General features: G+C 41.8%; 26 protein-coding genes, 1 tRNA gene and 1 other RNA gene. 14 read left to right on the top strand and 14 right to left on the bottom strand.

What is annotated here, in order from left to right:
• Nucleotides 1-56 precede the first annotated feature (56 nt).
• The 4 genes from HY805_01355 (at nucleotide 57) to HY805_01340 (ending at nucleotide 1,261) form a co-directional block, all read left to right on the top strand.
• On the top strand, nucleotides 57-302 hold the full coding sequence (locus HY805_01355) for a hypothetical protein (GenBank protein MBI4822864.1): 246 nt from the start codon (nucleotides 57-59) through the stop codon (nucleotides 300-302).
• Nucleotides 303-392: 90 nt separating this feature from the next.
• On the top strand, nucleotides 393-551 hold the full coding sequence (locus HY805_01350; GenBank protein MBI4822863.1) for a hypothetical protein: 159 nt from the start codon (nucleotides 393-395) through the stop codon (nucleotides 549-551).
• Between the two features lie 90 nt (nucleotides 552-641).
• Nucleotides 642-914 (top strand): DUF433 domain-containing protein, encoded by a 273-nt coding sequence (locus HY805_01345; GenBank protein MBI4822862.1) that lies wholly within the window; start codon nucleotides 642-644, stop codon nucleotides 912-914.
• A complete protein-coding gene (locus HY805_01340; protein ID MBI4822861.1) occupies nucleotides 911-1,261 on the top strand; it encodes a DUF5615 family PIN-like protein in 351 nt (116 codons plus the stop codon). The genes HY805_01345 and HY805_01340 overlap by 4 nt, the downstream gene beginning before the upstream one ends.
• A 236-nt stretch (nucleotides 1,262-1,497) precedes the next feature.
• Here the strand turns inward: HY805_01340 and HY805_01335 are convergent, their stop codons facing one another.
• The gene (locus HY805_01335) at nucleotides 1,498-2,394 is read right to left on the bottom strand and encodes a hypothetical protein (protein MBI4822860.1); all 897 of its coding nucleotides are present in this window, start codon (nucleotides 2,392-2,394) and stop codon (nucleotides 1,498-1,500) included.
• Between the two features lie 218 nt (nucleotides 2,395-2,612).
• On the opposite strand from HY805_01335, the gene HY805_01330 reads away from it, so the two are divergent.
• From HY805_01330 to ssrA, 3 genes are all read left to right on the top strand, one after another.
• Nucleotides 2,613-2,840 carry a hypothetical protein gene (locus tag HY805_01330; protein ID MBI4822859.1) on the top strand — a complete coding sequence of 76 codons (228 nt, stop codon included), beginning with the start codon at nucleotides 2,613-2,615 and terminating at the stop codon, nucleotides 2,838-2,840.
• Between the two features lie 103 nt (nucleotides 2,841-2,943).
• Nucleotides 2,944-3,399, top strand: coding sequence for an SsrA-binding protein SmpB (gene smpB / locus HY805_01325; protein ID MBI4822858.1), 456 nt, complete (start codon nucleotides 2,944-2,946; stop codon nucleotides 3,397-3,399).
• A gap of 15 nt (nucleotides 3,400-3,414) precedes the next feature.
• Nucleotides 3,415-3,763, top strand: a transfer-messenger RNA (tmRNA) gene (ssrA, locus tag HY805_01320).
• Here the strand turns inward: ssrA and nuoF are convergent.
• From nuoF to nuoE, 4 genes are read right to left on the bottom strand one after another with little or no spacing between them, the layout of a single operon-like run.
• On the bottom strand, nucleotides 3,764-5,044 hold the full coding sequence (gene nuoF, locus HY805_01315) for an NADH-quinone oxidoreductase subunit NuoF (protein MBI4822857.1): 1,281 nt from the start codon (nucleotides 5,042-5,044) through the stop codon (nucleotides 3,764-3,766).
• A 10-nt stretch (nucleotides 5,045-5,054) separates the two neighbouring features.
• Nucleotides 5,055-6,023 (bottom strand): hypothetical protein, encoded by a 969-nt coding sequence (locus HY805_01310; GenBank protein ID MBI4822856.1) that lies wholly within the window; start codon nucleotides 6,021-6,023, stop codon nucleotides 5,055-5,057.
• A gap of 1 nt (nucleotide 6,024) precedes the next feature.
• Nucleotides 6,025-7,800: a putative metal-binding motif-containing protein gene (locus HY805_01305; protein ID MBI4822855.1), complete on the bottom strand. Its 1,776-nt coding sequence runs from the start codon at nucleotides 7,798-7,800 to the stop codon at nucleotides 6,025-6,027.
• Nucleotides 7,797-8,261, bottom strand: a complete 465-nt coding sequence (nuoE, locus tag HY805_01300; GenBank protein ID MBI4822854.1) for an NADH-quinone oxidoreductase subunit NuoE — start codon at nucleotides 8,259-8,261, stop codon at nucleotides 7,797-7,799. Before nuoE ends, HY805_01305 begins: the two co-directional genes overlap by 4 nt.
• A 230-nt stretch (nucleotides 8,262-8,491) precedes the next feature.
• On the opposite strand from nuoE, the gene HY805_01295 reads away from it, so the two are divergent.
• The 5 genes from HY805_01295 to HY805_01275 are packed head-to-tail and all read left to right on the top strand — an operon-like array spanning nucleotide 8,492 to nucleotide 11,903.
• Entirely contained in the window at nucleotides 8,492-8,800 is a 309-nt protein-coding gene (locus HY805_01295; protein ID MBI4822853.1) for a DsrE family protein, read from the top strand.
• A gap of 17 nt (nucleotides 8,801-8,817) precedes the next feature.
• On the top strand, nucleotides 8,818-8,988 hold the full coding sequence (locus HY805_01290; GenBank protein MBI4822852.1) for a hypothetical protein: 171 nt from the start codon (nucleotides 8,818-8,820) through the stop codon (nucleotides 8,986-8,988).
• A 57-nt stretch (nucleotides 8,989-9,045) separates the two neighbouring features.
• On the top strand, nucleotides 9,046-9,522 hold the full coding sequence (locus HY805_01285) for a rhodanese-like domain-containing protein (GenBank protein MBI4822851.1): 477 nt from the start codon (nucleotides 9,046-9,048) through the stop codon (nucleotides 9,520-9,522).
• Nucleotides 9,523-9,550: 28 nt separating this feature from the next.
• Nucleotides 9,551-11,224, top strand: coding sequence for a glycosyltransferase family 39 protein (locus HY805_01280; protein MBI4822850.1), 1,674 nt, complete (start codon nucleotides 9,551-9,553; stop codon nucleotides 11,222-11,224).
• A 49-nt stretch (nucleotides 11,225-11,273) separates the two neighbouring features.
• A complete protein-coding gene (locus tag HY805_01275; protein MBI4822849.1) occupies nucleotides 11,274-11,903 on the top strand; it encodes a radical SAM protein in 630 nt (209 codons plus the stop codon).
• A gap of 59 nt (nucleotides 11,904-11,962) precedes the next feature.
• Here HY805_01275 and HY805_01270 read toward each other — a convergent pair whose 3' ends face one another.
• Nucleotides 11,963-12,889: a histone deacetylase gene (locus HY805_01270; GenBank protein ID MBI4822848.1), complete on the bottom strand. Its 927-nt coding sequence runs from the start codon at nucleotides 12,887-12,889 to the stop codon at nucleotides 11,963-11,965.
• Nucleotides 12,890-13,435: 546 nt separating this feature from the next.
• Here HY805_01270 and HY805_01265 point away from each other — a divergent pair.
• Entirely contained in the window at nucleotides 13,436-15,694 is a 2,259-nt protein-coding gene (locus HY805_01265) for a type I restriction enzyme HsdR N-terminal domain-containing protein (GenBank protein MBI4822847.1), read from the top strand.
• A 397-nt stretch (nucleotides 15,695-16,091) separates the two neighbouring features.
• Here the strand turns inward: HY805_01265 and HY805_01260 are convergent, their stop codons facing one another.
• From HY805_01260 to HY805_01225, 8 genes are all read right to left on the bottom strand, one after another.
• Nucleotides 16,092-16,622: a type I restriction enzyme HsdR N-terminal domain-containing protein gene (locus tag HY805_01260; GenBank protein ID MBI4822846.1), complete on the bottom strand. Its 531-nt coding sequence runs from the start codon at nucleotides 16,620-16,622 to the stop codon at nucleotides 16,092-16,094.
• Nucleotides 16,606-17,184 carry an aminoacyl-tRNA hydrolase gene (locus tag HY805_01255; protein MBI4822845.1) on the bottom strand — a complete coding sequence of 193 codons (579 nt, stop codon included), beginning with the start codon at nucleotides 17,182-17,184 and terminating at the stop codon, nucleotides 16,606-16,608. Before HY805_01255 ends, HY805_01260 begins: the two co-directional genes overlap by 17 nt.
• Nucleotides 17,185-17,847 (bottom strand): 50S ribosomal protein L25, encoded by a 663-nt coding sequence (locus HY805_01250; protein MBI4822844.1) that lies wholly within the window; start codon nucleotides 17,845-17,847, stop codon nucleotides 17,185-17,187.
• Nucleotides 17,848-17,871: 24 nt separating this feature from the next.
• A complete protein-coding gene (locus tag HY805_01245) occupies nucleotides 17,872-18,813 on the bottom strand; it encodes a ribose-phosphate pyrophosphokinase (protein MBI4822843.1) in 942 nt (313 codons plus the stop codon).
• A 38-nt stretch (nucleotides 18,814-18,851) separates the two neighbouring features.
• Nucleotides 18,852-18,923, bottom strand: a tRNA-Gln gene (locus tag HY805_01240).
• A gap of 36 nt (nucleotides 18,924-18,959) precedes the next feature.
• Nucleotides 18,960-19,808 carry a 4-(cytidine 5'-diphospho)-2-C-methyl-D-erythritol kinase gene (gene ispE, locus HY805_01235; GenBank protein MBI4822842.1) on the bottom strand — a complete coding sequence of 283 codons (849 nt, stop codon included), beginning with the start codon at nucleotides 19,806-19,808 and terminating at the stop codon, nucleotides 18,960-18,962.
• 4 nt (nucleotides 19,809-19,812) lie between these two features.
• Nucleotides 19,813-21,504, bottom strand: a complete 1,692-nt coding sequence (locus HY805_01230; protein ID MBI4822841.1) for a tetratricopeptide repeat protein — start codon at nucleotides 21,502-21,504, stop codon at nucleotides 19,813-19,815.
• 58 nt (nucleotides 21,505-21,562) lie between these two features.
• Nucleotides 21,563-22,699 (bottom strand): cardiolipin synthase B, encoded by a 1,137-nt coding sequence (locus tag HY805_01225; protein MBI4822840.1) that lies wholly within the window; start codon nucleotides 22,697-22,699, stop codon nucleotides 21,563-21,565.
• Between the two features lie 210 nt (nucleotides 22,700-22,909).
• Between HY805_01225 and HY805_01220 the strand changes: the two genes are divergently transcribed.
• Nucleotides 22,910-23,398, top strand: a complete 489-nt coding sequence (locus HY805_01220) for a right-handed parallel beta-helix repeat-containing protein (protein ID MBI4822839.1) — start codon at nucleotides 22,910-22,912, stop codon at nucleotides 23,396-23,398.
• The last annotated feature ends 58 nt before the right edge of the window (nucleotides 23,399-23,456 follow it).

The following is a 23,456-nucleotide window of genomic DNA, read 5'->3' as shown; positions in this document are numbered from 1 at the left end:
TAGAATCTATATGTTAGCCTAATATATTATTTTATTATTTAAAGGGGGATATAATTATGGATTCTTTATTAAAGCAGGCAGTTGACATTGCAACAAGCAGGGGGAGTAAATATGTAAAGGGCGATGTAAGTTTAGATGAGCTTCCCTCCAAGATGGCAGAGCTTGGAATCTTTCTTCTTTCGAGGGTCAATCATATGAAAAAGCTTGATGGTGGACAGCTAAGGGAGGAACTTAATGAGCTTCAGAACAAGCTCGATGACCTCAGAAAAACCGTGTTTAACGCAAAGGCAAAAAAACTTTAGATTCTTTCTGGTAGCGTAAAATCTTCTGTGCATCTCCCATACTTTTTCTCTGCATTCTTAAAACGACTTACAGGGAAAAACTCATCAGGAATGCCATCTGTCCTGAAGAAGTTTGCGTGGGGAGGGGAAGGGGAGAAGGGTGTATTTTTAGGTTTGACAATTTTTAAGATTTTCTTTTCAGAGGAAAGGGATTCAACGAGGGGAATTAGAAATTATATGATGCCTTTTGAGAAGGTTTTAAAGAGTTAGCGGATTAGTGAGGGAGGTGTCCCCCTGTTTCCTGAAATGGCAAAAAGATTCTGCATTTTATGTTATAATTTCTAAAACGAGGAGGCGGAGATGTCAACAAAAATCACCCATCCATATATAACCCGACGAAAGGATGTGGGAGGCGGTAATCCGCTGATTGCAGGAACACGGACACGGCTCTCAAATATAATTGCGTATTACAAACTTGGCTTCTCACCGGAAGACCTTGCGAGGGAGTTTCCCCATCTCAGCCTCGCACAAATCCATGATGCCCTCTCTTACTATTACGAGCACCAGTCAGAGATAGACAGGGAGATAGACGAAGACAGCGAAGACACCATTAAAAAGCTCCTCCGAAAATGAGGATAAGGCTCTATCTTGACGAAGATGTGCCTTTATCCTTTGCGCAAGCCCTTTTAAACAGAGGCGTTGATGTAATTACAACACAGCAGGCAGGGAACTACAATCTGTCTGATAAAGAGCAACTTATTTTTGCCGTAAAGGGAAAAAGAGCCATTTTCACCCACAACAAAAAGGACTTTAAGGTCCTGCATGATGAGTTTATCAGCCATGGCAAGGAGCATTCAGGGATTATACTATCAGACCAGTTGCCTGTCGGCGTTCTGCTAAAAAGGCTAATGAAACTCTGGTTTACACTCAGGGCAGGGGACATAAAAAACAGGGTTGAGTTTCTAAGCAACTGGAAATAATTGCTTTCCAGTGTAAAGCTCCTGAAATCTTGCAGGAGTGTTGTCAGGAAATGTGGGAAGGGGAGCCTGAGTAATGTCCCTGATTAACAATCCTAAGTAAATAGGAAGTGGAGCTATTTAGACTATTCTATTTAGCTATTTCATATAACGTTGTTGGTGCAAAAGAAGCCCGAAGGGTTTGGACGTCAGTTTTTGCAACGTGTTAGCCATCTGTTGTGGACAAAAACAAACACCCTTCATTGACTCGCAATTATAGGTTTTATCTCCTTCTCTTTTGGAATATATTCTTTAATAAAATGATTAGAATGATAAACTGTTATTACTTTTTCAAGTGCTAATATTATTGAAAAAAGCACAAACGAGTTAAAGCCATCTTTACCACCTTGCAGTGTATCAACCAATGATAAAACTACAAAAAGAAGAAGGATAGATTCTGTTATTGCATCAGCTACTCCTAACAATGGATGCCTAGTATAAAAATACCCACCACCAGGGTAAACAATAGAAATTTTTTTAGCTTCAGCTTTGTCCTTAAAATCAAGACGACAGTTTGGACATGTGTATTCATTTTTGGTTAGTTCTTTTGTGCAACGAGGGCAAAGATGTATTCTCCCCGCTGTATTACTCTGTATACCTTCCAGCGAAATAGTCTTAAGCAACGCTTTTATTTTCTTTCTCTCTGTTCTTGCTATATAAGGAAATTTTTCTTTTTCTCCGCTTTTATATTTAATAACAAGCTTTCTCCTTAGACCTTCTTTCATTTCAATTGCTTGGCAGTCACCATAAAGGATTTGGGCTATTGAATTTCTATAGGAATAATCCCGTTCTGTTGGAATGTGGAAAATACGTTTATTGGTAAAAACTAACAAAGAACGTTTTAGATAAGTCGCAATCCATCCCATTGACCATTCTTCGAAAATAGACATAGGAGAACATCCAGTTGTTATAAGAATTATTTTTTCATCAACTTTCAAAAATGTTTTGATGAAAGAAATTTTTTTAAGTAGTTTTGTCTGACGTTTTTCTACTCCTTGTTTATAAATACCTTTATGATTTGAAAATATAATATCATGGTCTACAGGAAGCCCAAAAACATTTTGTTCAACTCCTTTTTGATTCATTGTTTCTGACATCTCAACTCCCTCCTTTTTGCCTACAATGGATGCTGTCCCTTCCTCCGTTGAAGCAGGAAGGACTCCGACTGTTATATCTTAAGCAGACCTCTCTTTCCTGTCAAGGGGTTGTATGGGTTCATAAAAGCCGTGAAATTGTCAAGGTGAAGGATTTCAGGTGAAGGATTTCATATGGACAATTTCATATTTTTTAATTTAAGCTGGCTTAGGGAGGTATTATGAAGAAGATTTCTAAGGCAAGGTTATTTGAACAGGAAAACCCTTTAGATTCAAAGCTGAAACCCAATTTATCTGAACAGGGATTTGAACAGACCCGATGCTTAGAGGAGAATCCCTTAAAAATCAATGGTGTCTCTGTTCAAGAAAACCATGATTTATCTGAACATTTGAACTGTGAAATGGCTGAAAAACCAAATAAAGACAAAGACTTAGTCGAAAACATCTGAACATATAAAAAAGGAGGTGGCAACGATTTATGAAAGGGATTTATACAGGATGATTGACATTACCCAACAATCCAAAATCTTTCCAAATATGATAAAATTATAGATGAATGTAGTCTGCTCGAACAAAAAGGCGTTTTACGACTACTTTATAGAAGACACCTTTTCAGCAGGCATTGCTCTTTTAGGAACCGAAGTGAAATCCCTGAGAGAGGGGAAGGCGAACCTTAAGGACAGTTATGCTATTGTCAAGGGCTCTGAGGCATTTCTCATTAACTGCCATATAAGTCCTTATAGTCATGGCAATATTGCAAACCACGAGCCTCTAAGGACAAGAAAGCTCTTGCTGAAAAGGGCAGAGATTAGTAAGCTCAGCGGAAAGGTGGCACAGAGAGGCTATAGCCTGATACCTCTTAAGATATACTTTAAAAACCATCTGGCAAAGGTGGAGATTGGCATTGCAAAAGGCAAAAGGCTCTTTGAAAAGAGAGAGGCTATTAAGGAAAAGGAAGCTAAAAAAGAGATTGAAAAGGGTTTGAAGGCATCGAGCAGAAGTGGATGAAATTTCCAATGAATAGGGGGCGCAAGGTTTTGACGGAGGTTGTGAGGCTCAGTCTGCATGTCGTGGCTCCATCACCACGGAAAAAGATGGAACATTCACAAAAGCCAACACTGAATTGGCACTTGCCGCTTAATTAAAAGCGGCACGCTTCGCCTCTGGTTGCCTGTGCCTGAGGATGAGGCGTCATTTAGCAGGCTACGCTGTTAGTGTCTCTCCTACGCTAATGGTTAAGACAAAAGGGGATTGGGTATGGGATGCCTGACTGCTGGCGGAACATTATCCGAGACTTAATAAACAGTCTAAGCATGTAGATGCCTGAGAGTAATGCTTCCGGACGCGGGTTCGATTCCCGCCGCCTCCACCATCAGTTTAAACCAACGACCATCTCGGACTTTATTGGACATGCTCTCTTTTCGATGTGCCCTTGAAACTCTGCTTTAAAATGCTTGATAAAGCTCGTTACAACTGATGCCGCACCGTCTCCGAGTGGGCAGAATGTCTTTCCTGCTATATTGCCTGCGATGTCTAAAAGAAGCTCTATATCTTCTTTTATGCCGTTTCCATTCTCTATCCTTTCAAGTATTGCCCTTAGCCATCCAGTGCCTTCTCTACATGGAGTGCACTTGCCGCATGATTCATGCTCAAAGAATCTCATTGCCCTCAAACACACCTTTACAAGACATGTGGTCTCATCGAAAACTATTACGGCACCAGAGCCCAGCATCGAGCCGTGCTTTGGCATAGAGACAAAGTCCATGGGACAGTCAATCCCTTCTAAAGGCAAAACAGGCGTTGATATGCCTCCGGGTATAACTGCCTTTAGCTTCTTTCCTTCTCTAATTCCGCCACAGTGAGTATAAATAATCTCCTTGAGCGCCGTTCCCATTGGAAGCTCATAAACTCCGGGCTTCTCCACATGACCGCTTACACAGTAAAGCTTTGGCCCTGGACAGTCAGGAGAGCCTATCTTTGAGTATGCCTCAGCCCCAATCTCGATAATATAAGGGACATTAGAGAGGGTCTCTACATTATTAACGACTGTTGGCAAAGAAAAGGCACCAACATTGACAGGAAAGGGTGGCTTGATTCTTGGCTGTCCCCGTTTGCCTTCGAGGGACTCTATAAGAGCTGTCTCCTCACCGCATATATATGCGCCTGCACCCTGATGGACTGTTAGGTGAAACCTTACACCCTTTCCACTTATGTTATCTCCCAGATACCCTTTTTCGTATGCCTGCCTGATTGCCTTGTTCAGGACATCCTTTGCATGGGGATACTCGCCTCTCAGATATATATATCCATACTCTGCCCTAAGGGCATGTCCTGAAATCGCCATTCCCTCTATTAAAAGGTGAGGGTTTCTCTCAAGTATAGGTCTGTCCTTAAATGTTCCGGGTTCGCCTTCATCGGCATTACAGATGAGGTATTTGGGAAATTTAGGGTCTGCATTGGCAAATGCCCACTTCATGCCAGTTGGAAAACCTGCTCCGCCTCTTCCCCTCAGCCCGGACCTTTTAATCTCGTCTATAAGTGACGGAGGCTCCATGGAAATTGCCTTTTTAAGGCTCTGATAACCGCCGGCTTTTTCGTATTCGGAAATATCGGATGAATTTGGGTTTTCTATGTTTTTAAGCAGGTAATTCATTTATACTGCTCTAAAGCCTTTCTATTAGATACTGAACATTATACTTTAGCAAGGCGTATGCCTCGGGGGTGAGGTGTTTGCCCTTTAGGCATCCCTCATATGTTTCACAGCCCTGTGCCTCTATCTCATTTATTAGAGCATTTAAAATATTCTTAGCTGTGCTATTTTGACCCTGTTCAAGTTTCTTCTTTGCGGCTTCCAGTTTTGCATCTAAGCTCATCTCTATGCCCTTGTTTGTTATCCAGCCTAAAGTAGATGCTTCATGTTTCATGCCTATAATATAATCAAGGAATGAAAGGGGGTTGAAATCTAAAGGAGGGGCGGTCGGGCCGATGGTTTTAGCTGAAACATATTCAAATTTTTCTGGATATGTTGCTTCAAGGCTACTGAATACTCTGTCGAAAGAGTTGGCTATTTCATCCGTGTCTTGCTCACCATAAGGCGGCAAAAATTCTAATTTGGTCCCTTCATTTCTTTCGTAACCGAAAAACGCCGCATTTACGATGGTAGGTAAGCCATGGCTTTTAAAAGAAAATCCGCTTACCGTCTCGCCTGCGAGGATTCCATAAATTTCACCACCAACTTTTGCCCATTCCCAGAGCCCTCCACCTCTGTATTCACCCATATCCCAATCCTCATTTGGTTGTGTTGCATTGTATATGCCCATAAGATGTTTAATCTGGATTATGTATAAAGGTTGTACCGCCTCTTTATAGTTGGACACCTCATAGCTATATCTATACTCATTAAGTTCAGCGTTAAAATTGAGGAACGCTCTTATATCAGGTTCTATCTTGTTTGGCGGGTCATAAACCGTCATAGTTTTCCCATATTCGGGACGATCCCATTCAAATACAAACCAGTCGTTTACGGGGTCGTAAAAGCCTCTGACAAGTTCGTTTTGTGTTAATGCGGTAGAAAATGTAATACTTGTAATAAAAAGCATACATATTATTAAAAAGCTAATTTTCAGTTTCATCTTATTTTTCCTCCCGTGGGCAAAAATAGTCATAGTTTTTGTATTCATAAAAAAATAAATGATAATGCTCATTGTCTTGACCGAGATATTCTAAGTAAGGGAATCCAGCAGCTCGGCATACAAACCTTTTGAATGCATTCCGGTTTATCCCTATCGGTATATTCTTACTCCTCACATCAATATCAGTTCCTATGCGGTGAGTATTGTGTGGTGATGTCCAAGTATTTTTATAGTCATAAAGCCCTCCCCATTCGAGGCTTGCATCCGTTACAACAAGTAAAGGTGCTGAAGGAAATCTCTTGTGATAAAGCTCAGCGATGCTGTCAAATAAGCCTTTAACCCATGACTGGACATTATAGAAATCCACATGTCCGTAACCTATCGGAGTCGGTTTCAACTGGTAATACCCACCGCCTAAGCCCGCGAGCCCCTGCACCTTTACATCTATTGAAAACTCCTCTTTACTGCCTCCAACCAACTCCGCTATTATCTTCTCTGTGCCTGAGACCTCACCACTTGTATACTTTACATGTTTCACTGGTTCAATATTAGTAACAGTAACACTATCTGCACTCAGCCCTCCTGTGGGTCTATTTCCATCATGTAGATGTCCACCCGAATTGTCAACAGGCTCTACACTTAGCTTTACAGTACATCCATCAGAAGGTGCAGGCTTTTTAAGTGTCAAAATAATATCTGCCTGTGTATTTCCAAATGTCTTTTGTGGAGCTACCTCTGACGGAGAAACCTTCACTTCCATCTCACAACACCCCTCATCAGTCTCTCCATCACAATCATTATCCTTATTATCGCACAACTCAGGAGCGCCGGGATAAATTGTATTGTCATAGTCATTACAGTCTACATCTGATGCATAACCATCCCCATCGCTATCCAAATAAAGCCCCTCATCAATCAAGCCGTCGCCATCGTTGTCTTTTCCATCGTAAAGCTCCGGAGCATCAGGATAAGAGGTTGCATCATTATCGTCCCAATCATCGCCTTGAGAACAACTCTCGCTTTTTGCATAATGCCCATCTTTATCCTTATCCTCACACCCACCTGCACAGACCTTGACAACTTCTTTTTGAGTCGAGCATTTCCATTCATAGGTAACTGATATCCATATACAATCAAACAAAATCGCACCGTCGGCTCTCATATAACATGCATTACCCCCTGGGTGGCAAAGAGAACCACAAAGAGGAGTGCATTTACCAGCCGTTCGTTCAGCACAGTCTTGCATACTGCCATACGCCCATATAGAATGAACCTCCCCATATCTGGTTCTACCGCTATAACAGTCAGAAATGCTGAAGGGAGGGTAAGCACAGTTATTACAACTACAACTAGATACTTCTACCCATTGCCCTGCATCCGTAACCCTCACATCCTTACTCACTGTCCCACAAGAGTCAGTTGCACTTACAGAGAATGCACCACAGGCAGAACTACTTAGACTAACAACTCCACTTGCATCTATGCTCACACCTGCACCTTCCACACACCACCTTATATCGCCATTTGCATGAGCAATGCTATATTGATAACTTCCTGATTTTGTCCCCCCATCAGGACCTGAGATGGATAAAGAACAGGTATTACTTCCTCCTCCTGATGCTACTAAAAATTGAGATGAAGGAGTGGAATTACAGGTATTTTCAGATGAGCCATCAGCAAAAAGACCTTCTGCAAAAAGTAAGTTTGGTGCTAAAAGAAGAAACAAGGATGCAACAATAAATAGATACCTTTTAGAATTCAAATACTGCCGGCTCATTTATACTGCTCTAATATCTCAAGGATATTTTTTTCGGTAAGTCCGCTCCAGAAATCGTTATTTATGAGCATTGCAGGTGCCTTGTCGCATGCACCAATGCATTCCATTATAACAAGGGAGAATCTTTCGTCAGAAGATGTGTCTTCAGGCGTAACGCCATATTTGTTTTTTAGCAGGCTTACAAGGGTCTCTGCGCCAAAGAGCATGCAAGAGACATTTGTGCAAAGCTGTATTAGATGCCTGCCAGCAGGCTTATGTTTAAACATAGAATAAAATGTTGCAGTTCCTCTTACAGTTGCCTCAGGAACATTCAGGGCATTGGAGACCGATTCAAATGCCTCAGTGGAAAGCCATCCAAACTGTTTCTGTGCAATATAAAGTGCAGGAAGAATTACTGCCCTTGGATTCGGGTATCTTTCCTTAACCTCTTCAAGCTCTTTTACGGCTGATTCCGTAAGCATTAACCCCTCTCTAAAACTACAGGGTTTTCTAACGCCCGTTATTCAAACAGTATATTTATACTCAAAATGCCACTAATGTGTCAACTAAAAAATATACAGCTTGGAAATTTCTATTGACATTTGGGATGCTTTCTATTAAGTATATTGTCTATACTAAAGGGGTCTTTGACCTCTAATCCCAAATACAGGGTTTGCTGACCCTGTCTTTTAAAGAGGGGAGGAGAGTTTTTATGAGATTGGGAATCCTAATTACCACAAACAGGCATCTTGCCTATGTCTTAGGCTTGACAAATGCCGCCATCTCAAAGGGACACGAGGTAAATATTTTCAACATGGATGAGGGCGTGAAGCTTTTGGGTGAGCCTTCTTTTAGGCAGTTGTGTGGTACAAAAGGCGTTACAATGGCTTATTGTGACCACAGCACAGAGATGCTTCATGTGCCTGATGTCAAAGAAGGGCTTCCTAAGGATATAATCTGTGGCAGTCAGTTCAATAATGCAACCATGTTTCATGAGGCAGACAGGGTTATTAACCTGTAACAAAGATAGGAGGAGAAATGAAGATTCTTCATCTTCTAAGCGACGGTCAAACAGGGCTTTCAACTAAGATAATAGAGGCACAGAAAGGCGGTAACGAGGTAAAGGTTATCGATATGTCAAAAAAGGATGTCTCTTATGAGACTATCATAGATGAGATATTCTCTAATGATAGGGTTACAAGCTGGTAAGTAGAACCAAAAAAAGTCCATAGGGCTTTTTATATCAGTAAAAGTGGGAGGTAAGGTATGAAAAAAGTGATTCTTTTTATGGCATTAATGGCAGTTATAGCAGTCCCTGTTTATGCAGATGACCTGGCCGCAAAGCTCAATGCAATTTTATTGAAGGCACCTCAGGAGGGCCACTGGCAGGTAAAGGCAGCTGATGTTTCAAAGTGGATTGCCAAAAAGAAAACGGATTTTCTTATTGTAGATGTAAGGCCAACCCCTCCGGGACAGCAGGGTGGCAAGATTCCAGGCTCGATTTATATCCCCTATAACGAAATCCTCAAGCCTGAGAACCTTAAGAAGCTTCCAAAGGACAAAAAAGTAGTCCTCGTATGCGTTACAGGACAGACACAAAACTTACCTGTATTGGCTCTGAGGGCATTGGGATATGATGCACGCACAATGTCATTTGGAATGTCTGCATGGATTAAAGGCTACTTAGGAGCTAAAGTCATGCAGGATGCTATCAATGGAGCAGGCAATTACCCTGTAGAGTAATAAAAAAAATCCGGGGAGCACCTCTGAGGTGCTCCCAAACTTCTTTTATATGCCTCCTCAAACGAAAAAATCTAATCAGGTCCTTTTAGTCGTTGTCTTTAGCCTCGCTGTCTTTGTTTTGCTTTTTACCTTTCGCTCATTTGACGACAACCGTCTTACAAACTGGAGCTGGGTATTCACAGTCACTACCCCATGGAAGATATATCTCATACTCCTTATAGGTATCATCCTTGCATATATGTTTTCGAGGTTTTCTCTAAGTCCGACATTTCTTTTTATAGCCTCATTTGCTTTTGCAACCCTTTTCTGGCAAGAGCCAGAGGTAATTGTCGATGCAGGAAGATATTTTACACAGGCAAAGCACATTGAGATGTACGGCATAGGGTATTTCGTTAAAGAGTGGGGTAGGGGAGTCTTTTCATGGACGGATTTACCTCTAATGCCGTTTCTTTATGGAGTGATATTTAAAATCTTTGGCGAAACGCGGCTCTTTATACAGGTCTTCAATACATGCCTGTTTTCCCTGACCGTCTTACTTACATATCAGATAGGAAAAGACCTTTGGGATGATGAGGTTGGCATTGCAGGAGGTGTGCTTCTTATGGGTATACCATATCTGTTTACACAGGTGCCTCTTATGCTCGTTGACACTGCCTCTATGTTTTTCCTTACATCGTCGGTCTTTACATTCAGAAGGGCTTTAGTTAGAGGCAAAATACTCTGGATAGGGCTTTCTTCTTTAGCGATATTCCTAAGCATCCTCTCCAAATACTCTTTGTTGCCAATGCTTTCTGTCCTTTCGATTGTTCTTTTGGTAGAAGCCAAAAACAATAAGCCTGCGATTCAGCGTGCTATCTTGATTGTCTTCATAGCAGGGGCTGTCTCAGTCGCTATTTTTCTTTATAAGTATGATTTTTTCAGACAACAGTTTAAGCTGATTTTCAGCTATCAGAAAGCAGGGCTTCAAAGATGGTCCGAGAGCTATCTATCCACTTTTTTATTTCAGATACATCCTTTTATTACCGCATTTTCGGTTTACTCCATATATCGTGCCTTTAAGAAAAGGGATTTAAAATATGCAGTTATATGCTATCTTCCACTCCTTATGGTTTTAATGGACATTAAGCGGATAAGATATGTCATTCCCCTTTTTCCAATGCTAACCCTTATGGCATCTTATGGGCTGAGGGAAATCAGGGCAGTAGAGGTTCGAAGATTTATTATGTTAGCAGTAGTTACATCGTCTTTGGCAGTGGCAATATTTGCCTATCTGCCTTTTTTGAGGAGCATGACTGCGGAGAACCTGAAAGAGGCAGGCAGGTTTATAGATTCTCTCGATGTAGATGGTGTGGAGGTTTTTACATTGGAAGGGGATAGCCCCGTTAATCCAGCAATCTCTGTCTCTCTTTTTGATATCCATACGAGGAAAAGGATTTTATATAACTACCATCCTGCCCAGCCTCCAGAGGATGTTTTGACCTCAGCCTTGAGGTTTACATGGGAATATGAAAACCCGAAATATTATGTTTACGACGAAAAGGATATTTCTATAAGTAAAGCAGTAGTCATAATATCAGGCAGAGCTGATAGCGACCTCCCTCAACATATAAGGGATAAGATAAAGGGTTATAACTCAAAGGAATTCATTAGCACACCCGATGTCTTTCGATACCAGACGATGGTAAAAGTTTACTGGCTCTAAAACAGTGGGGCTGGTAGAGATCTATACATATCGGGTATAATAATTTAAAATGAAGATTGCCGAGATATTCACAAGCATACAGGGCGAATCTACATATGCAGGATGCCCATGCACATTCGTAAGGTTTTCTGGTTGTAACCTAAGATGCACTTACTGCGACACTACCTATGCCTATAGCGAGGGTGTAGAGCTTTCAGAGGCAGACATAATAAACGAGGTTTCCTTAGTCGGAGTGAATCTCGTTGAGATAACCGGCGGAGAGCCACTCATGCAGGAAGGCGCCTATCACCTTATAGAGCATCTCCTGAATGACGGCTACAGCGTTTTAGTTGAGACAAACGGCACGATGAGCATAAAAGAGATAGACCCTCGGGCAGTGGTTATACTTGATATAAAAACCCCTAAAAGCGGTATGTCCGAGGAAATGGACCTTATGAATCTCGATTACCTTAAACCAAAGGATGAGGTCAAATTCGTAATATTAGATAAAGACGACTATGTGTGGGCAAAAAAATTTATCTCGAGGCATAGACTGAAAGACAAATGCAAGGTGCTTTTTTCCCCTGCATTTGAATTCCTGATCCCTGAGACCCTTTCGGCATGGATTTTACAAGACAGGCTCGATGTAAGGCTTAACCTTCAGATGCATAAGTATATCTTTGGAGCTAAAAGGCAGTAGCCCCTAAAGGGTCAACCTCGAGCAATTCATCTTCAAGAGGGCACTCTGACTGCATGAGTTTAATTTAACCTCTCTTTAAAAATCTCTTCGAGTGTTATAAGCACACACTCACCGAGACTATCGAGGTCATATCCGCCTTCAAGGCTGAATATGTAAGGCACCTCTGGCACCGAAAGAATGCCCCTTATTATGCTTCTTATTCCCTCGTTTGTAACCCTAATGTCTGAAAGCGGATCCCTCACATGTATATCATACCCAGAGGAAACAAGCACTATGTCAGGAGAGAAATCCCCCATAAGGTCAGGAAGCACCTCATTATATGAAGTAGCATATTCTCTGTCTCCTGAGCCTGATGGAAGGGGGATATTGAATGTTTTGCCTTTTCCTTTTCCTCTTCCTTTCTCCGAGCTATCTCCTCCTCCGGGATAGTGTGGGTATTGATGGGTGCTAAAGTAAAACACAGAGTCATCTTCTTCGAAGATATGCTGTGTGCCGTTTCCATGATGGACATCGAAGTCAACGATAAAGACTTTCTTATAGCCCTGTGCTTGTGCATATCTTGCACCAACTCCTATGTTGTTGAATATGCAAAAACCCATTGCCTTGTCTCCTTCAGCATGATGTCCAGGAGGCCTTACTGCACAGAATGCCCTCTCTATAAAGCCGTTCTTACAGCCCTCTATTGCAGTTAATACCGCACCAACTGCATAAAGGCTGGCATCTAATGAGCCCTCGGACATGTATGTATCAGGGTCTAAATACCCTGTCCCCATACCCTTAATCCTTTCTACATATTCATGGTTATGAACAGCACTGATTTCTTGGAATGTTGCTTTTCTGGGCTTAATGTGAATGAGCTTATTCCAGATAGGGGATGCCTTAAGATGCTCGATAATCGACAGGAGTCTTTCAGGGCATTCAGGATGCCATTTTGGGGTCTTATGGCTTAAGAAAATCTCATCGTATATAAAGCCTGTTTTTTTCATCAGCTCACCTTTTGCTTTAGTTTATGGGGTAGGGGGGTGTCCCCTAACCCCTTGATTTTAAATGATTCCTGCTTCAATTTTGCTTCACTATTGAACCAAATCACCATCCTTACTTCCTCTCTTTTCATACCCAACCCTATAAACTATAGTTAGATAATAACACATTTAACCCCTTTTGTCAAGTAAAAAGTGAACTATGGTTTCCATTTCCCCTCTCCCCTTGCGGGAGAGGGCGAGGGTGAGGGGTCATTCTCCGTGCTTGTTCGGGGAATCCAGTCTCTCTCTTTAATCAATGTAGCCACAGGCTTTAGCCTGCGATATGGCCGTCATTCTGATGCCGATGCTTCGGCAGAAGAATCTCAATTAAATGTCATTCCCGAAGTCCTTAGTCGGGAATCCATTCTTTTAAATGTCATTCTGAATCTTGTCCTGAACTTGTTTCATGGATTATTTCAGAATCTCAGTTACTTCTACTCTACTGCTCTACCATCTGCCTTTTCCCTTTAAAGAGACAGGGGGGTTGTGGTAGGATTAAGTGGATAGATAATGGAAAAAATAACTAAAGAAAAACTATTCGGACAGCTTGATTTTCGGACACTTGAGCAAAATCCGAACTTCAAGGAAGACAGCGTAAGAGAAGTAATAGTCCTCCCGATTTTAAAAGAACTTGGCTATCAGCAAGGTGATATAGTCCGCAGCAAGACACTACGACACCCTTTTTTAAAAATCGGAAGCAAAAAGAAAATACCGATAAAACTTATACCCGATTATGCTCTTAAGGTAGCCAATAACTTTGCTTGGGTTCTTGACGCTAAATCACCAAGTGAAAGGGTAACAGACTCTGATAATGTTGAGCAGGTATATAGTTATGCAACACACCCAGAAATCCGAAGCACTTATTTTGCCCTGTGTAACGGTCTTGAATTTGCACTTTTCCGAAGAGAGCAGACAGACACGCCTATTTTATATTTTGCCCTTAATGAGATTGAGCAACATTGGGCTAAACTCAAAATGTTTCTATCGCCCGATAGCTTTCAGGCAGGCAAAAACTTTACTTACGAAAGCACAACAGCAACCGCTAAACCCACAGTGCAGTTTGACTACCAGAACAGACCGCTACTTGAAGAAATCCCAATTAAAAAGCAGCAAGCAAAAAGGCATTTTGGAGTTCACGGTTATTTTACAAAACAGGCATGGAATGTCGTAGCTGAATACATTAAAAACTTCAGCAAACCGGGAGACCTCGTTTTAGACCCATTTGGAGGAAGCGGTATAACTCCCATTGAAGCATTAATGAACAACCGAAAGGCTATCAGCATTGACATTAATCCAATGGCTGTGTTTATGGTGCAGTCGTTGATAGCACCTGTAAAACAACAGGATTTATTAGAAGCCTTTGAAAGGGCAAAAGCTGAATACGAAAAGAAAGAACCAAAGACAGAGGAAGAAATAGCAAAAGCACGAAAGAAATATCCTTATCCCAAAGGTTTTGCACTTCCAAAAGGTTCGGATGTTGGAACTGTTGAGAGGCTTTTCACTGATAAGCAACTTGCTCAGCTTGCCCTTCTCAAATCCATAATCAAAAAAGAGCAAGACGAGAATATTAGGAATTCATTATTGTTAATGTTTTCAGGACTGATAACAAAAGTAAATTTAACTTACCACCCGTCAACTGTAAGAGGTGATGGAGGCGGGAATGCCGCAGTTTTTGCTTATTACAGATACAGAATTGCACCAAAGCCTGTGGATATTGATTTACTGAGATACTTTGGGCTTCGGTTTAAGAAGGTTTTACAAGCTAAAAAAGAAATGGCATATTTTATTAATGAAGACACTATTGGCAATGCACAAATACTAAAAGGAACTGCTACTGACCTGAAATGGATACCAAAAGAAAGTGTGGACTATATCTATACTGACCCGCCTTATGGTAAGAAAATTCCATACCTTGACTTATCTGTGATGTGGAACTCTTGGCTTGACTTAGAAGTAACCGAGCAGGACTACGAGCAGGAAGCCATTGTAGGTGGAGAAAAGGAAAAAAGCAAAGTAGAATACAACCAACTGATTGCCCAGAGCATAAAAGAAATGTATCGGGTGCTGAAGTATGACCGTTGGCTTTCTTTTGTCTTTGCACATAAAGACCCTGAATTTTGGCATCTGATTATTGAGACAGCTGAAAGCTGTGGATTTGAATATATTGGGGCTGTTCCGCAAAAGAACGGTCAAACCAGTTTTAAGAAGCGACAGCACCCGTTTACAGTTCTGTCAGGTCAGCTAATCATCAACTTCCGCAAAGTCCGCAACCCTAAAGCCATTATGAAAGCCAACTTGGGAATGGACATTACTGAAATCGTGATGCAAACAATTGAAGGCATAATAGCAAAGAATAACGGTGCAACACTTGAGCAGATTAATGACGAACTTATCATTAAGGGCTTGGAGCTTGGCTTCCTTGACTTGCTCAAAAAGGAATATACAGACCTGACACCTTTATTGTTTGAAAACTTTGATTACAATGAGGAAACACAACAATTTACAATAAGTAAGAACACTAAATTCAAAACACAAGTTGATGTGAGACTGCGGATACGGTATTACCTGATAAGCTACTTACGGAGAATGGAGCGTGAAAACAGAAATCCGACCTTTGACGAAATAGTTTTATATATTTTGCCATTGCTTAAAAATGGGATTACACCCGAAAATCAAACAATTCTGAATGTATTAGAAGACATTGGCGAGCATGTCGGAGAGGGCAGTTGGCGATTGAAAAAAGAAGGACAACGGATACTGTTTGATTAAAAAACGGACGGATGGAAAGAAATATGGAATGCCCTGATAAAAAAATAGTAATGGATAGATTACTCTATGGAAATACTTGAATTACTTAAGGGCGTGTTTTCTTCTTTAAAAGATTGGTCTACATATCCTTTAGAACGAATAAAGAGGGGTAGAGAACACGATATTGCGTTGTATAAGGAAATTAATAGGATTATCTCACCCTCCCCTAACCCCTCCCGTCAAGGGATGGGATAAAGAGAAAAGGAGAGGTAGGGACAGGACATTAGCTCCCTAATCCACTACCTCTTTGAACCCTCTCAAAAGGCACATAAATTTATATTGTTTGGCTTCTCTGAAAAATCCTCTCAATCCCCTAATAGCCCCTTTAGAAAATTTCAGCGTAATGAAGGGTGCTGCATCAGTAATCAATCGGACAGCTTATCGTCTGAAAGGCAAGAAGAATCCTCTTTTCCTTTTCAAGCCTTTCTTCAGGGCATTTCATTAGTGCCCAATCCAAGATTTCTAACTCTGTCTTGGAGGGAATACCTTGTAATGTTTCAGAAAGGAGTTTACCCGAGGCAGTATCCATGACCCTTGCATGAATGCCATCTGTAACAACAGAAAATGGGATAATATATTCATCCACAACCCTCGAGAAAGCAAGGATGTGCCTTTCTCTGGATTCTATGGATGCTAAAGAGCATTTTATCGAGGCGAGCCTTTTGTCATCTATCTTGATAATAAAGTCAACGGATGCCTTATCTTCTTTTCCATCCAGAAGTATAATGAATTCCCTGTCTATCTCTATGTCTTCGTCACTAAAATCCTTTGTGTTTTTCAGCTCGTCAAACACCATCTGTCTGATAATTCCTGTCTGTATGCGGGCAAAATCCTCTTCTTCCTTAAGTCGTTCTTTAATCAGCTTCTGGCGGTCAGATGCCTCTGACATCGACGCTCCTCTTATTGAACCTGTTCATTGCACGCTCTATGCCTTGGGCAAGGATTCCTGCGACTGCCACACCTACGGTCTCGATTGCCTCTTTAATCGAGGACATCTCTACTCTTTTGAATTTACTAAGGACATAATCCTCGGAAGGAATCGAAGGGTCTCTGCCTATACCTATCTTGACCCTGATAAAGTCTTCTCCGCCGATACTTGAGATGATTGATTCCACTCCTTTATGTCCACCACCTCTACCTTTATTTTTAATCTTAATTTTGCCTGTTTCCATGTCCATATCATCATGGATTACGATAAATTTTTCATTTGGTATATTGAATCTTTTGAGGACATCCTTGACTGCCCTGCCACTTAGATTCATAAATGTCAGGGGCTTAATCAGGACAACGGGTGTGCCCTCGATATCGCCTCTGCCTGAAAGGTAGAGTTTTTTTTCTAAAAGCTCGATTTTATGTTTTTCGGCAATGGCTTCTATAACCATGAAGCCTATGTTGTGTCTTGTTTTAGAGTATCTTGGTCCGGGGTTTCCTAATCCAACTATAGCCCACAACTATGCCTTCTCCTCTGCCTTTTCCTCTTCTTTCTTGCCTTTCTTTATGACCTCCGGCTCTACTGCTGGTGCGGCTACTGCCTCAGCAGGTGTAGGTGCCGCCTCAACCAGAGGTGCAGTAACAGTAGCAATGACCTCATTGGGGTCAGTGAGGACTTTTATATCTTCTGGAAGCCTGAGAGCGCTTACATGTATAGAGTGGCCTGTAAGGAGTTCTGATATGTCTGTCTCTATGTGTCCGGGGATTTTGTCAGGGAGGCATTCTATCTCTATCTCCCTTAGGCTATGTTGAAGGATTCCACCATCCCTTTTAACTCCTATAGGCTCTCCTATGACCGATACATGAACTTTTGTGCGAATCTTTTTATCCAAGGCTACCTCAAAGAAATCGGTGTGCAGGAGTTTGCCCTTGATTGGGTCTATCTGATACTCTTTTAGGAGTGCGAGTTTTTCAATACCATCAGGAAATCTAAGGCTCACTAAAACCTGTTTGCCTGAGGTTGTCTTTAGGAATTGATACATCTCCTTATGGGAAATCTTTATTGGTTGTGTCTTGCCGTCTCTATAAAGAACAGCAGGGACTATGCCTCCTCTTCTCAGTGCCCTCGCAGAGCCTTTGCCGGCTGTATCTCTTTTTTCAGCCTCGATTGTGATTCTTTCCATTTATATATCCTCCTTTTTAAAATCTTATACAAAAAGCGAGCTTATCGAAGACTCCTCATGAATCCTCTTTATTGCCTCGGCAAGCAAAGGGGCAATGCTCAGGACAGTGAGCTTTCTACATTTTTCCTTCTTGCTGTCAAACGGTATCGTATCCGTTACGATTAGTTCTTCTAAGGCGGAGTTATTGACCCTCTCTATGGCAGGACCAGATAGCACTGCATGAGTGCATGCGGCAAAGACCTTTCTTGAGCCTTTTGCCTTGAGGGCATCTGCCGCCTGCACGATAGTTCCAGCAGTGTCAATCATATCGTCTAATAGAATCGTATCACGGCTTTTGACCTCTCCTATGACATTCATTATCTGAGATACATTAGCTGACTCTCTGCGTTTGTCTATTATTGCCAGCGATGTCTTGAGTTTTTTTGCAAATGCCCTTGCCCTTTCGACCCCGCCTGCATCAGGGGAGACCACAACGAGGTTTTTAAATTCGCATCTTCGTATATAATCCAAAAGCACAGGGGAGGCATAGAGGTGGTCAACGGGTATATCGAAGAATCCCTGTATCTGTGAGGCATGAAGGTCTACTGTGAGGATTCTATTGGCACCTGCGGCTGTTATGATATTTGCAACCAACTTCGAGGATATTGGCACCCTCGGCTGAACCTTTCTGTCCTGTCGTGCATAGCCATAGTAAGGGATTACTGCAGTTATTCTTCTTGCGGATGCCCTTTTCAAGGCATCGATTATCAGAAGAAGCTCCATTATGTTTTCGTTTACAGGCATACATGTGGGTTGTAATACGAATACATCCGAGCCCCTTACATTTTCGTTTATCTGAAGCATTATCTCGCCGTCGCTGAATGTGGTAATAGTCGCATCGCACATCTGGATGTTTAGATGCTCTGCAACATCCTGTGCGAGTTTTCTATGGGCATTCCCAGCTATAAGTTTTATGCCTTCTGGCATAACTACCTCCTGTTAGTCAATCAGAGGCTACTGCCTCACTGGGGCGGGAGGATTCGAACCTCCAAATGGGAGATCCAAAGTCTCCTGACTTGCCGTTTGTCTACGCCCCATAGGGGGTCTCTGACCCTGCCAATTTTTTAATACTCTCAGACACCCAATGTCCTGACAACCCTTGACCAGTGGGCAGGAATAGCATTTCTTGCCCTCTCAGCATCTTTCGGGTCGTTAAACACACCAAACACTGTTGGCCCGCTTCCGCTCATTGCCGAGAAAACTGCCCCTGATTCTTCTAATCTCTCCTTCATCTCCTTTAAAATAGGGTGTCTCCTTATGACCGGATTTTCAAGGTCGTTTCTCGCTACGGACTTCAAAGAGGAGAAATCACCTGTATCAAGGATTTGAATTAAAAGTTTAATATTTCCCGCAGGCTTTGTCAACTCCAATGACCCCAAATCGGAATATGCTGAGCTTGAAGAGACCTCTATATTGGGTTTTAAAAGAAGCAGTGTGTGGAATGCCTGAAGCGGAGTTGGGGTGACTTTCTCACCCCTGCCTTCTATTAGGGCACAATAGCCATCGAGGAAAAACGGCACATCAGAGCCTAAAGAGATAGCAAGCTCATAGATCTCCATTTTATTTAGAGAAAGCCTCCATAGTTTGTTTAGCCCCATGAGGGTATAAGCCGCATCAGAGCTTCCACCGCCAAGACCAGCTGAGATAGGGATGTCTTTTTTAAGGGTTATGCGGGCACCCTTTTCTATAGATGCCCTCTCTTTCAGGGCAATTGCGGCTTTATAGACGAGGTTTTCCCTGTATGGAATCGGGCTGTCCGTTATGACCTCTATATCGTCTGTCTGGGCTGATTCCTCGAGTGTCAGAGAGTCATAAAGGCTTATGCACTGAACGAGGCTCAGGATGTCGTGATAGCCGTCCTGTCTTTTGCCTTTTACGAATAGAAACCAGTTAATCTTTGCAGGGGCTTTTAGAGTGAGCATCTGGTTATTGGTCGGTTAAATTCAGGTTCTTTATTTTTTCTTCCACCCTAATCTTAAGCCCTTCTTCTTTTTCGTGAAGTTCAAGTGCCTTTGACCATGCCTTAAGGGCTTCTGTCTTCATGCTTTTTGCGGAATAAACATCTCCTAAGTGCTCGTATATAACCGGGTCTGTGCCAACCGTATCGAGTGCCTTTTGCAGCTCCTCTATTGCTTCTTCGAGTTTGCCTAACTTGAAGTAGACCCATCCTAAGCTGTCAATTATGTATCCGCTGTCTGGTTTTAGTTCAATGGCTTTTTTGATGAGCGTCAATGCCTCATCGAGGTTGATGCCTTTGTCTGCAAAGCTATATCCGAGATAATTCAGTGCATCTGCATGCTGAGGGTCTATGTTTATTGCCCTTCTCAGATGGGTAACCATATCCTCGAACCTGCTTGTTTTTTCGTAAAGGACAGCTATATTGAAGTTCATGTCCGCATTATCGGGAAATAAACCCATGCCTGTGCTTAAGATAGCCTCTGCCTTGGCGTAGTTTTTCATCTGGATGTATAATGAGCCAAGATGAATATAGATTTCGGCTTTTTTGGGGTCAATGCCAATGAGCTTTTCATATGTATCTATTGCCTCTTCAAACCGTTCATTTTTTGTCTGGATGAAACCTAAGTGTAAGAGTGCATTTATATTTTGAGGGTCTATGGAAAGAATATTTTTTAATTCCTCTTCTGCCTCGTTTGTTCTTTCCATCTCATCTAAGACAGCCGCAAGGTAAAGCCTGATTTCGATATTTTCCGGATTTACCTCAAGGTACAGCCTGAATTCAATGATAGCTTTATCAGGCTCTTTTTGCTCCATATACAGAATCGCAAGTGACCTGTGGATGTTAATATTAGATGGCTCGATGCCAATTGCCTCCTTAAGCTGTTCGATTGCCTTGTCTATGGTTTTTTCCTTTACGAATACCTGTGCAAGCCTCTGCCGTGCCTGCACATTATGAGGATTTATTTCTATTGCCTTTTCATAATAAAGTTTTGCCTGTTCGGGATTGTCGTTCATCTCGTTTATAATTCCCAGTGCCATGTATGCGGTATCGAAATTAGGTCTGAGCGAGATGACCTGATTCAAGAGTTTCTCTGCCTCGGAGAAGTTTTTTAATTCTATCTCTATGGTTCCTAAATGATATAAGGCAAAGACATTGTCAGGTGCCTTTTTGAGAAGGGCATTCAATATAGCCCGTGCATCATCGTATCTTTTCTCCCCTGCATAAAGGGCTCCAAGTAAAAGGTATGAAGTGTCATCATCAGGCGACAGTTCGATAACCTTCTCATAGACCTTTATGGCATCTACTGTTCTTTGCTGGGCATTATAGAGCTGTCCAAGAAGCATAAGCGAAGGCAGATGCTCAGGGTCCATCCTGACGGTCTCCTCTACATAGGGCAATGCCTCACTAAGCCTTCCAAGCCTGAGAAGGATATAGCTTATCTGGGTCCTTATGTGAGAGGAATCAGGGTCAAAACCAAGGCTCATCTGGTAATAGGTAAGTGCCTTTTCCCACTCGCCCATTATCTCAGCCTCGTATCCTAAGATATAGTAGTAATAGGCATCCCCTGGTGGAGAGGGTTTTTCCTTTATAGTATGCACAGGGCTACAGGACAGCAGGGATAGAGCTATCAGTGTGAACAAAAGAGATTTCTTAATCATCTTAAATTATGACACAAAATAAAAGGAATAGTCGAGAGCAGAAGTTCTTTCTTCCCTACTAAAGCCATCTTCTAAAGAGAGAGAAAAACCTTTCTTTAAGTTTTTCCTTAAATGGTCTTTTCTGCCAGTCCTTTTCGATTATCTGGATAGAATGCCCAAGGTCGTCCTCGAATATGTCAATCATCTCCTTTGCAAATCCCTCATCGAGTATGCCAACATTGCCCTCGTCGTTCCATCTCAAGGACTGAAAGTCTAAATTTGCAGAGCCCACGATACTCCAGCAGGAATCGAATATATAGCTTTTTGCATGAAGCACCTGACCCTTGTAGTTATATATCTCGACACCTGCCCGAAGAAGTCTCTCATAGGATGCCCTGCTTGCATAGTGTGCAGGAGGCACATCGCTTTCACCCGGAAGCAAAAGCCTTACCCTTACTCCTCTTTTTTGAGCCATCTCTAATGTCTCAAGCATTCTTCTACTTGGCGTGAAGTATGCAGTTGTAAGGCATATGTCTTTTTCAGCATGGTTGATGCTGTAGTAAATCAGCCTTCTCATCCTTCTTCTTCCTCTCGAGGAATGTGCAAATATGGTAATTACAGGCAGGTCTCCTGCCTTTTCAGGCAATGAAGAATACCCGACAGGTTCTTTAGCCCATTGAATCCATGCCTTTTTGAATGTCTTAAGCAGTGCAGTGACCTCAGGGCCCTTTATTACAATGCCTGTGTCCCTCCACGGCTCTTTCTTTCTCAGATGGATTCCCCTGTATTCATCGGCTATGTTAAGTCCGCCTGTAAATGCCGTATGTCCATCGATTATTACAAGTTTTCTATGGTCCCTGTGCATAAAACCATTAGGTGAGGTCCATCTGAGTGGATGGGATGCCCTGACCTTTATGCCTCTGGATTTAAGCTCTCTCCAAAAGCTTATTGGAGTGCCAAAACTTCCCAGGTAGTCATAAAGAAGATAAACCTCTACTCCTTCTTTGACTTTCTCCTTAAGGATTTCGGATAGCTCTATGCCTGTGTCGTCATTTCTGAATATGTAGAATTCAAGGCAGATGAAATTCTTAGCCTCTTTTACAGAGTCAAATATCCTTCCGAATGCCTCCCTGCCTTTCCAGAGAAGCTCTATGCTGTTTCCATCGACAAAGGGGCTTCCGTAGAGCCTTTCTATGTCCTGCCTTTTAAATGACATATTTAATATTTTAGCATTGATACATAAATTTAATAGCATTTGATATTTGTCTGAAATAGAGATAGATTTTTTCTGGAATAAGAAACCCCTTTATACACTCCTCCTCATAAGGCTATTTATAAAACTTATCAAGCCATTAACAAAATTATCTTGAAAATCGGGGGGGGATATGCTTAAATGTTTGAAACTTAGTCTATAAGGAGGGCTTAGATGAAAAGGCTATTGATAGGCTTAGCATTTATGGCATTGTTTTTTGGCATGGCAAGTGTTGCAATGGCTGACTACTATAGGATAAGAGATGATGTAACAGGCGGGGATTGTAGTTTGATTGGTATTTGGGATTTGGCGACAAAGACATGTACATTGACAATTGACTTAACTGATAGCATAAGTATCGAAAATGATGGTATAACAGTTGATGGAAACGGTCATTCATTAATTAGCAGTAATCATTATTGGGATGTCGGAATCTATATACCTCATAAGAAGAATGTTACTGTCAAAAATTGTACCATCAAGCAATTCTGGAGTGCATTTTTTGTGTATTATTCTACCAATAGTAACATCTTTGGTAATATCATGGTAAATAATTACTACGGCCTTTATCTTTTCGCCTCTCCTACATTCAATCTCGAAGTGCAACAGATGCGACTTCAAGGGGCGTCTTGTAGCCCAGACATTTTCTGGGCCTTGTGTTAATTAATGATGCTACCATTGCCACCTGCTCATTGGTTATTTTACCGAAGTCCGTGCCTTT

This window comes from Nitrospirota bacterium, from assembly GCA_016207905.1.
GTDB lineage: Bacteria > Nitrospirota > Thermodesulfovibrionia > Thermodesulfovibrionales > JdFR-86 > JACQZC01.
The sequence above is the reverse complement of the archived record's forward strand: the minus strand, read 5'-3'. Positions and strand labels throughout refer to the sequence as shown.

Coding starts and splice junctions, on each gene's coding strand:
- HY805_01355 (MBI4822864.1), top strand. CDS start 57: ATGGATTCTTTATTAAAGCAGGCAGTTGACATTGCAACAAGCAGGGGG.
- HY805_01350 (MBI4822863.1), top strand. CDS start 393: ATGCCATCTGTCCTGAAGAAGTTTGCGTGGGGAGGGGAAGGGGAGAAG.
- HY805_01345 (MBI4822862.1), top strand. CDS start 642: ATGTCAACAAAAATCACCCATCCATATATAACCCGACGAAAGGATGTG.
- HY805_01340 (MBI4822861.1), top strand. CDS start 911: ATGAGGATAAGGCTCTATCTTGACGAAGATGTGCCTTTATCCTTTGCG.
- HY805_01335 (MBI4822860.1), bottom strand. CDS start 2,394: ATGTCAGAAACAATGAATCAAAAAGGAGTTGAACAAAATGTTTTTGGG.
- HY805_01330 (MBI4822859.1), top strand. CDS start 2,613: ATGAAGAAGATTTCTAAGGCAAGGTTATTTGAACAGGAAAACCCTTTA.
- smpB (MBI4822858.1), top strand. CDS start 2,944: ATGAATGTAGTCTGCTCGAACAAAAAGGCGTTTTACGACTACTTTATA.
- nuoF (MBI4822857.1), bottom strand. CDS start 5,044: ATGAATTACCTGCTTAAAAACATAGAAAACCCAAATTCATCCGATATT.
- HY805_01310 (MBI4822856.1), bottom strand. CDS start 6,023: ATGAAACTGAAAATTAGCTTTTTAATAATATGTATGCTTTTTATTACA.
- HY805_01305 (MBI4822855.1), bottom strand. CDS start 7,800: ATGAGCCGGCAGTATTTGAATTCTAAAAGGTATCTATTTATTGTTGCA.
- nuoE (MBI4822854.1), bottom strand. CDS start 8,261: ATGCTTACGGAATCAGCCGTAAAAGAGCTTGAAGAGGTTAAGGAAAGA.
- HY805_01295 (MBI4822853.1), top strand. CDS start 8,492: ATGAGATTGGGAATCCTAATTACCACAAACAGGCATCTTGCCTATGTC.
- HY805_01290 (MBI4822852.1), top strand. CDS start 8,818: ATGAAGATTCTTCATCTTCTAAGCGACGGTCAAACAGGGCTTTCAACT.
- HY805_01285 (MBI4822851.1), top strand. CDS start 9,046: ATGAAAAAAGTGATTCTTTTTATGGCATTAATGGCAGTTATAGCAGTC.
- HY805_01275 (MBI4822849.1), top strand. CDS start 11,274: ATGAAGATTGCCGAGATATTCACAAGCATACAGGGCGAATCTACATAT.
- HY805_01270 (MBI4822848.1), bottom strand. CDS start 12,889: ATGAAAAAAACAGGCTTTATATACGATGAGATTTTCTTAAGCCATAAG.
- HY805_01265 (MBI4822847.1), top strand. CDS start 13,436: ATGGAAAAAATAACTAAAGAAAAACTATTCGGACAGCTTGATTTTCGG.
- HY805_01260 (MBI4822846.1), bottom strand. CDS start 16,622: ATGTCAGAGGCATCTGACCGCCAGAAGCTGATTAAAGAACGACTTAAG.
- HY805_01250 (MBI4822844.1), bottom strand. CDS start 17,847: ATGGAAAGAATCACAATCGAGGCTGAAAAAAGAGATACAGCCGGCAAA.
- HY805_01245 (MBI4822843.1), bottom strand. CDS start 18,813: ATGCCAGAAGGCATAAAACTTATAGCTGGGAATGCCCATAGAAAACTC.
- ispE (MBI4822842.1), bottom strand. CDS start 19,808: ATGCTCACTCTAAAAGCCCCTGCAAAGATTAACTGGTTTCTATTCGTA.
- HY805_01230 (MBI4822841.1), bottom strand. CDS start 21,504: ATGATTAAGAAATCTCTTTTGTTCACACTGATAGCTCTATCCCTGCTG.
- HY805_01225 (MBI4822840.1), bottom strand. CDS start 22,699: ATGTCATTTAAAAGGCAGGACATAGAAAGGCTCTACGGAAGCCCCTTT.
- HY805_01220 (MBI4822839.1), top strand. CDS start 22,910: ATGAAAAGGCTATTGATAGGCTTAGCATTTATGGCATTGTTTTTTGGC.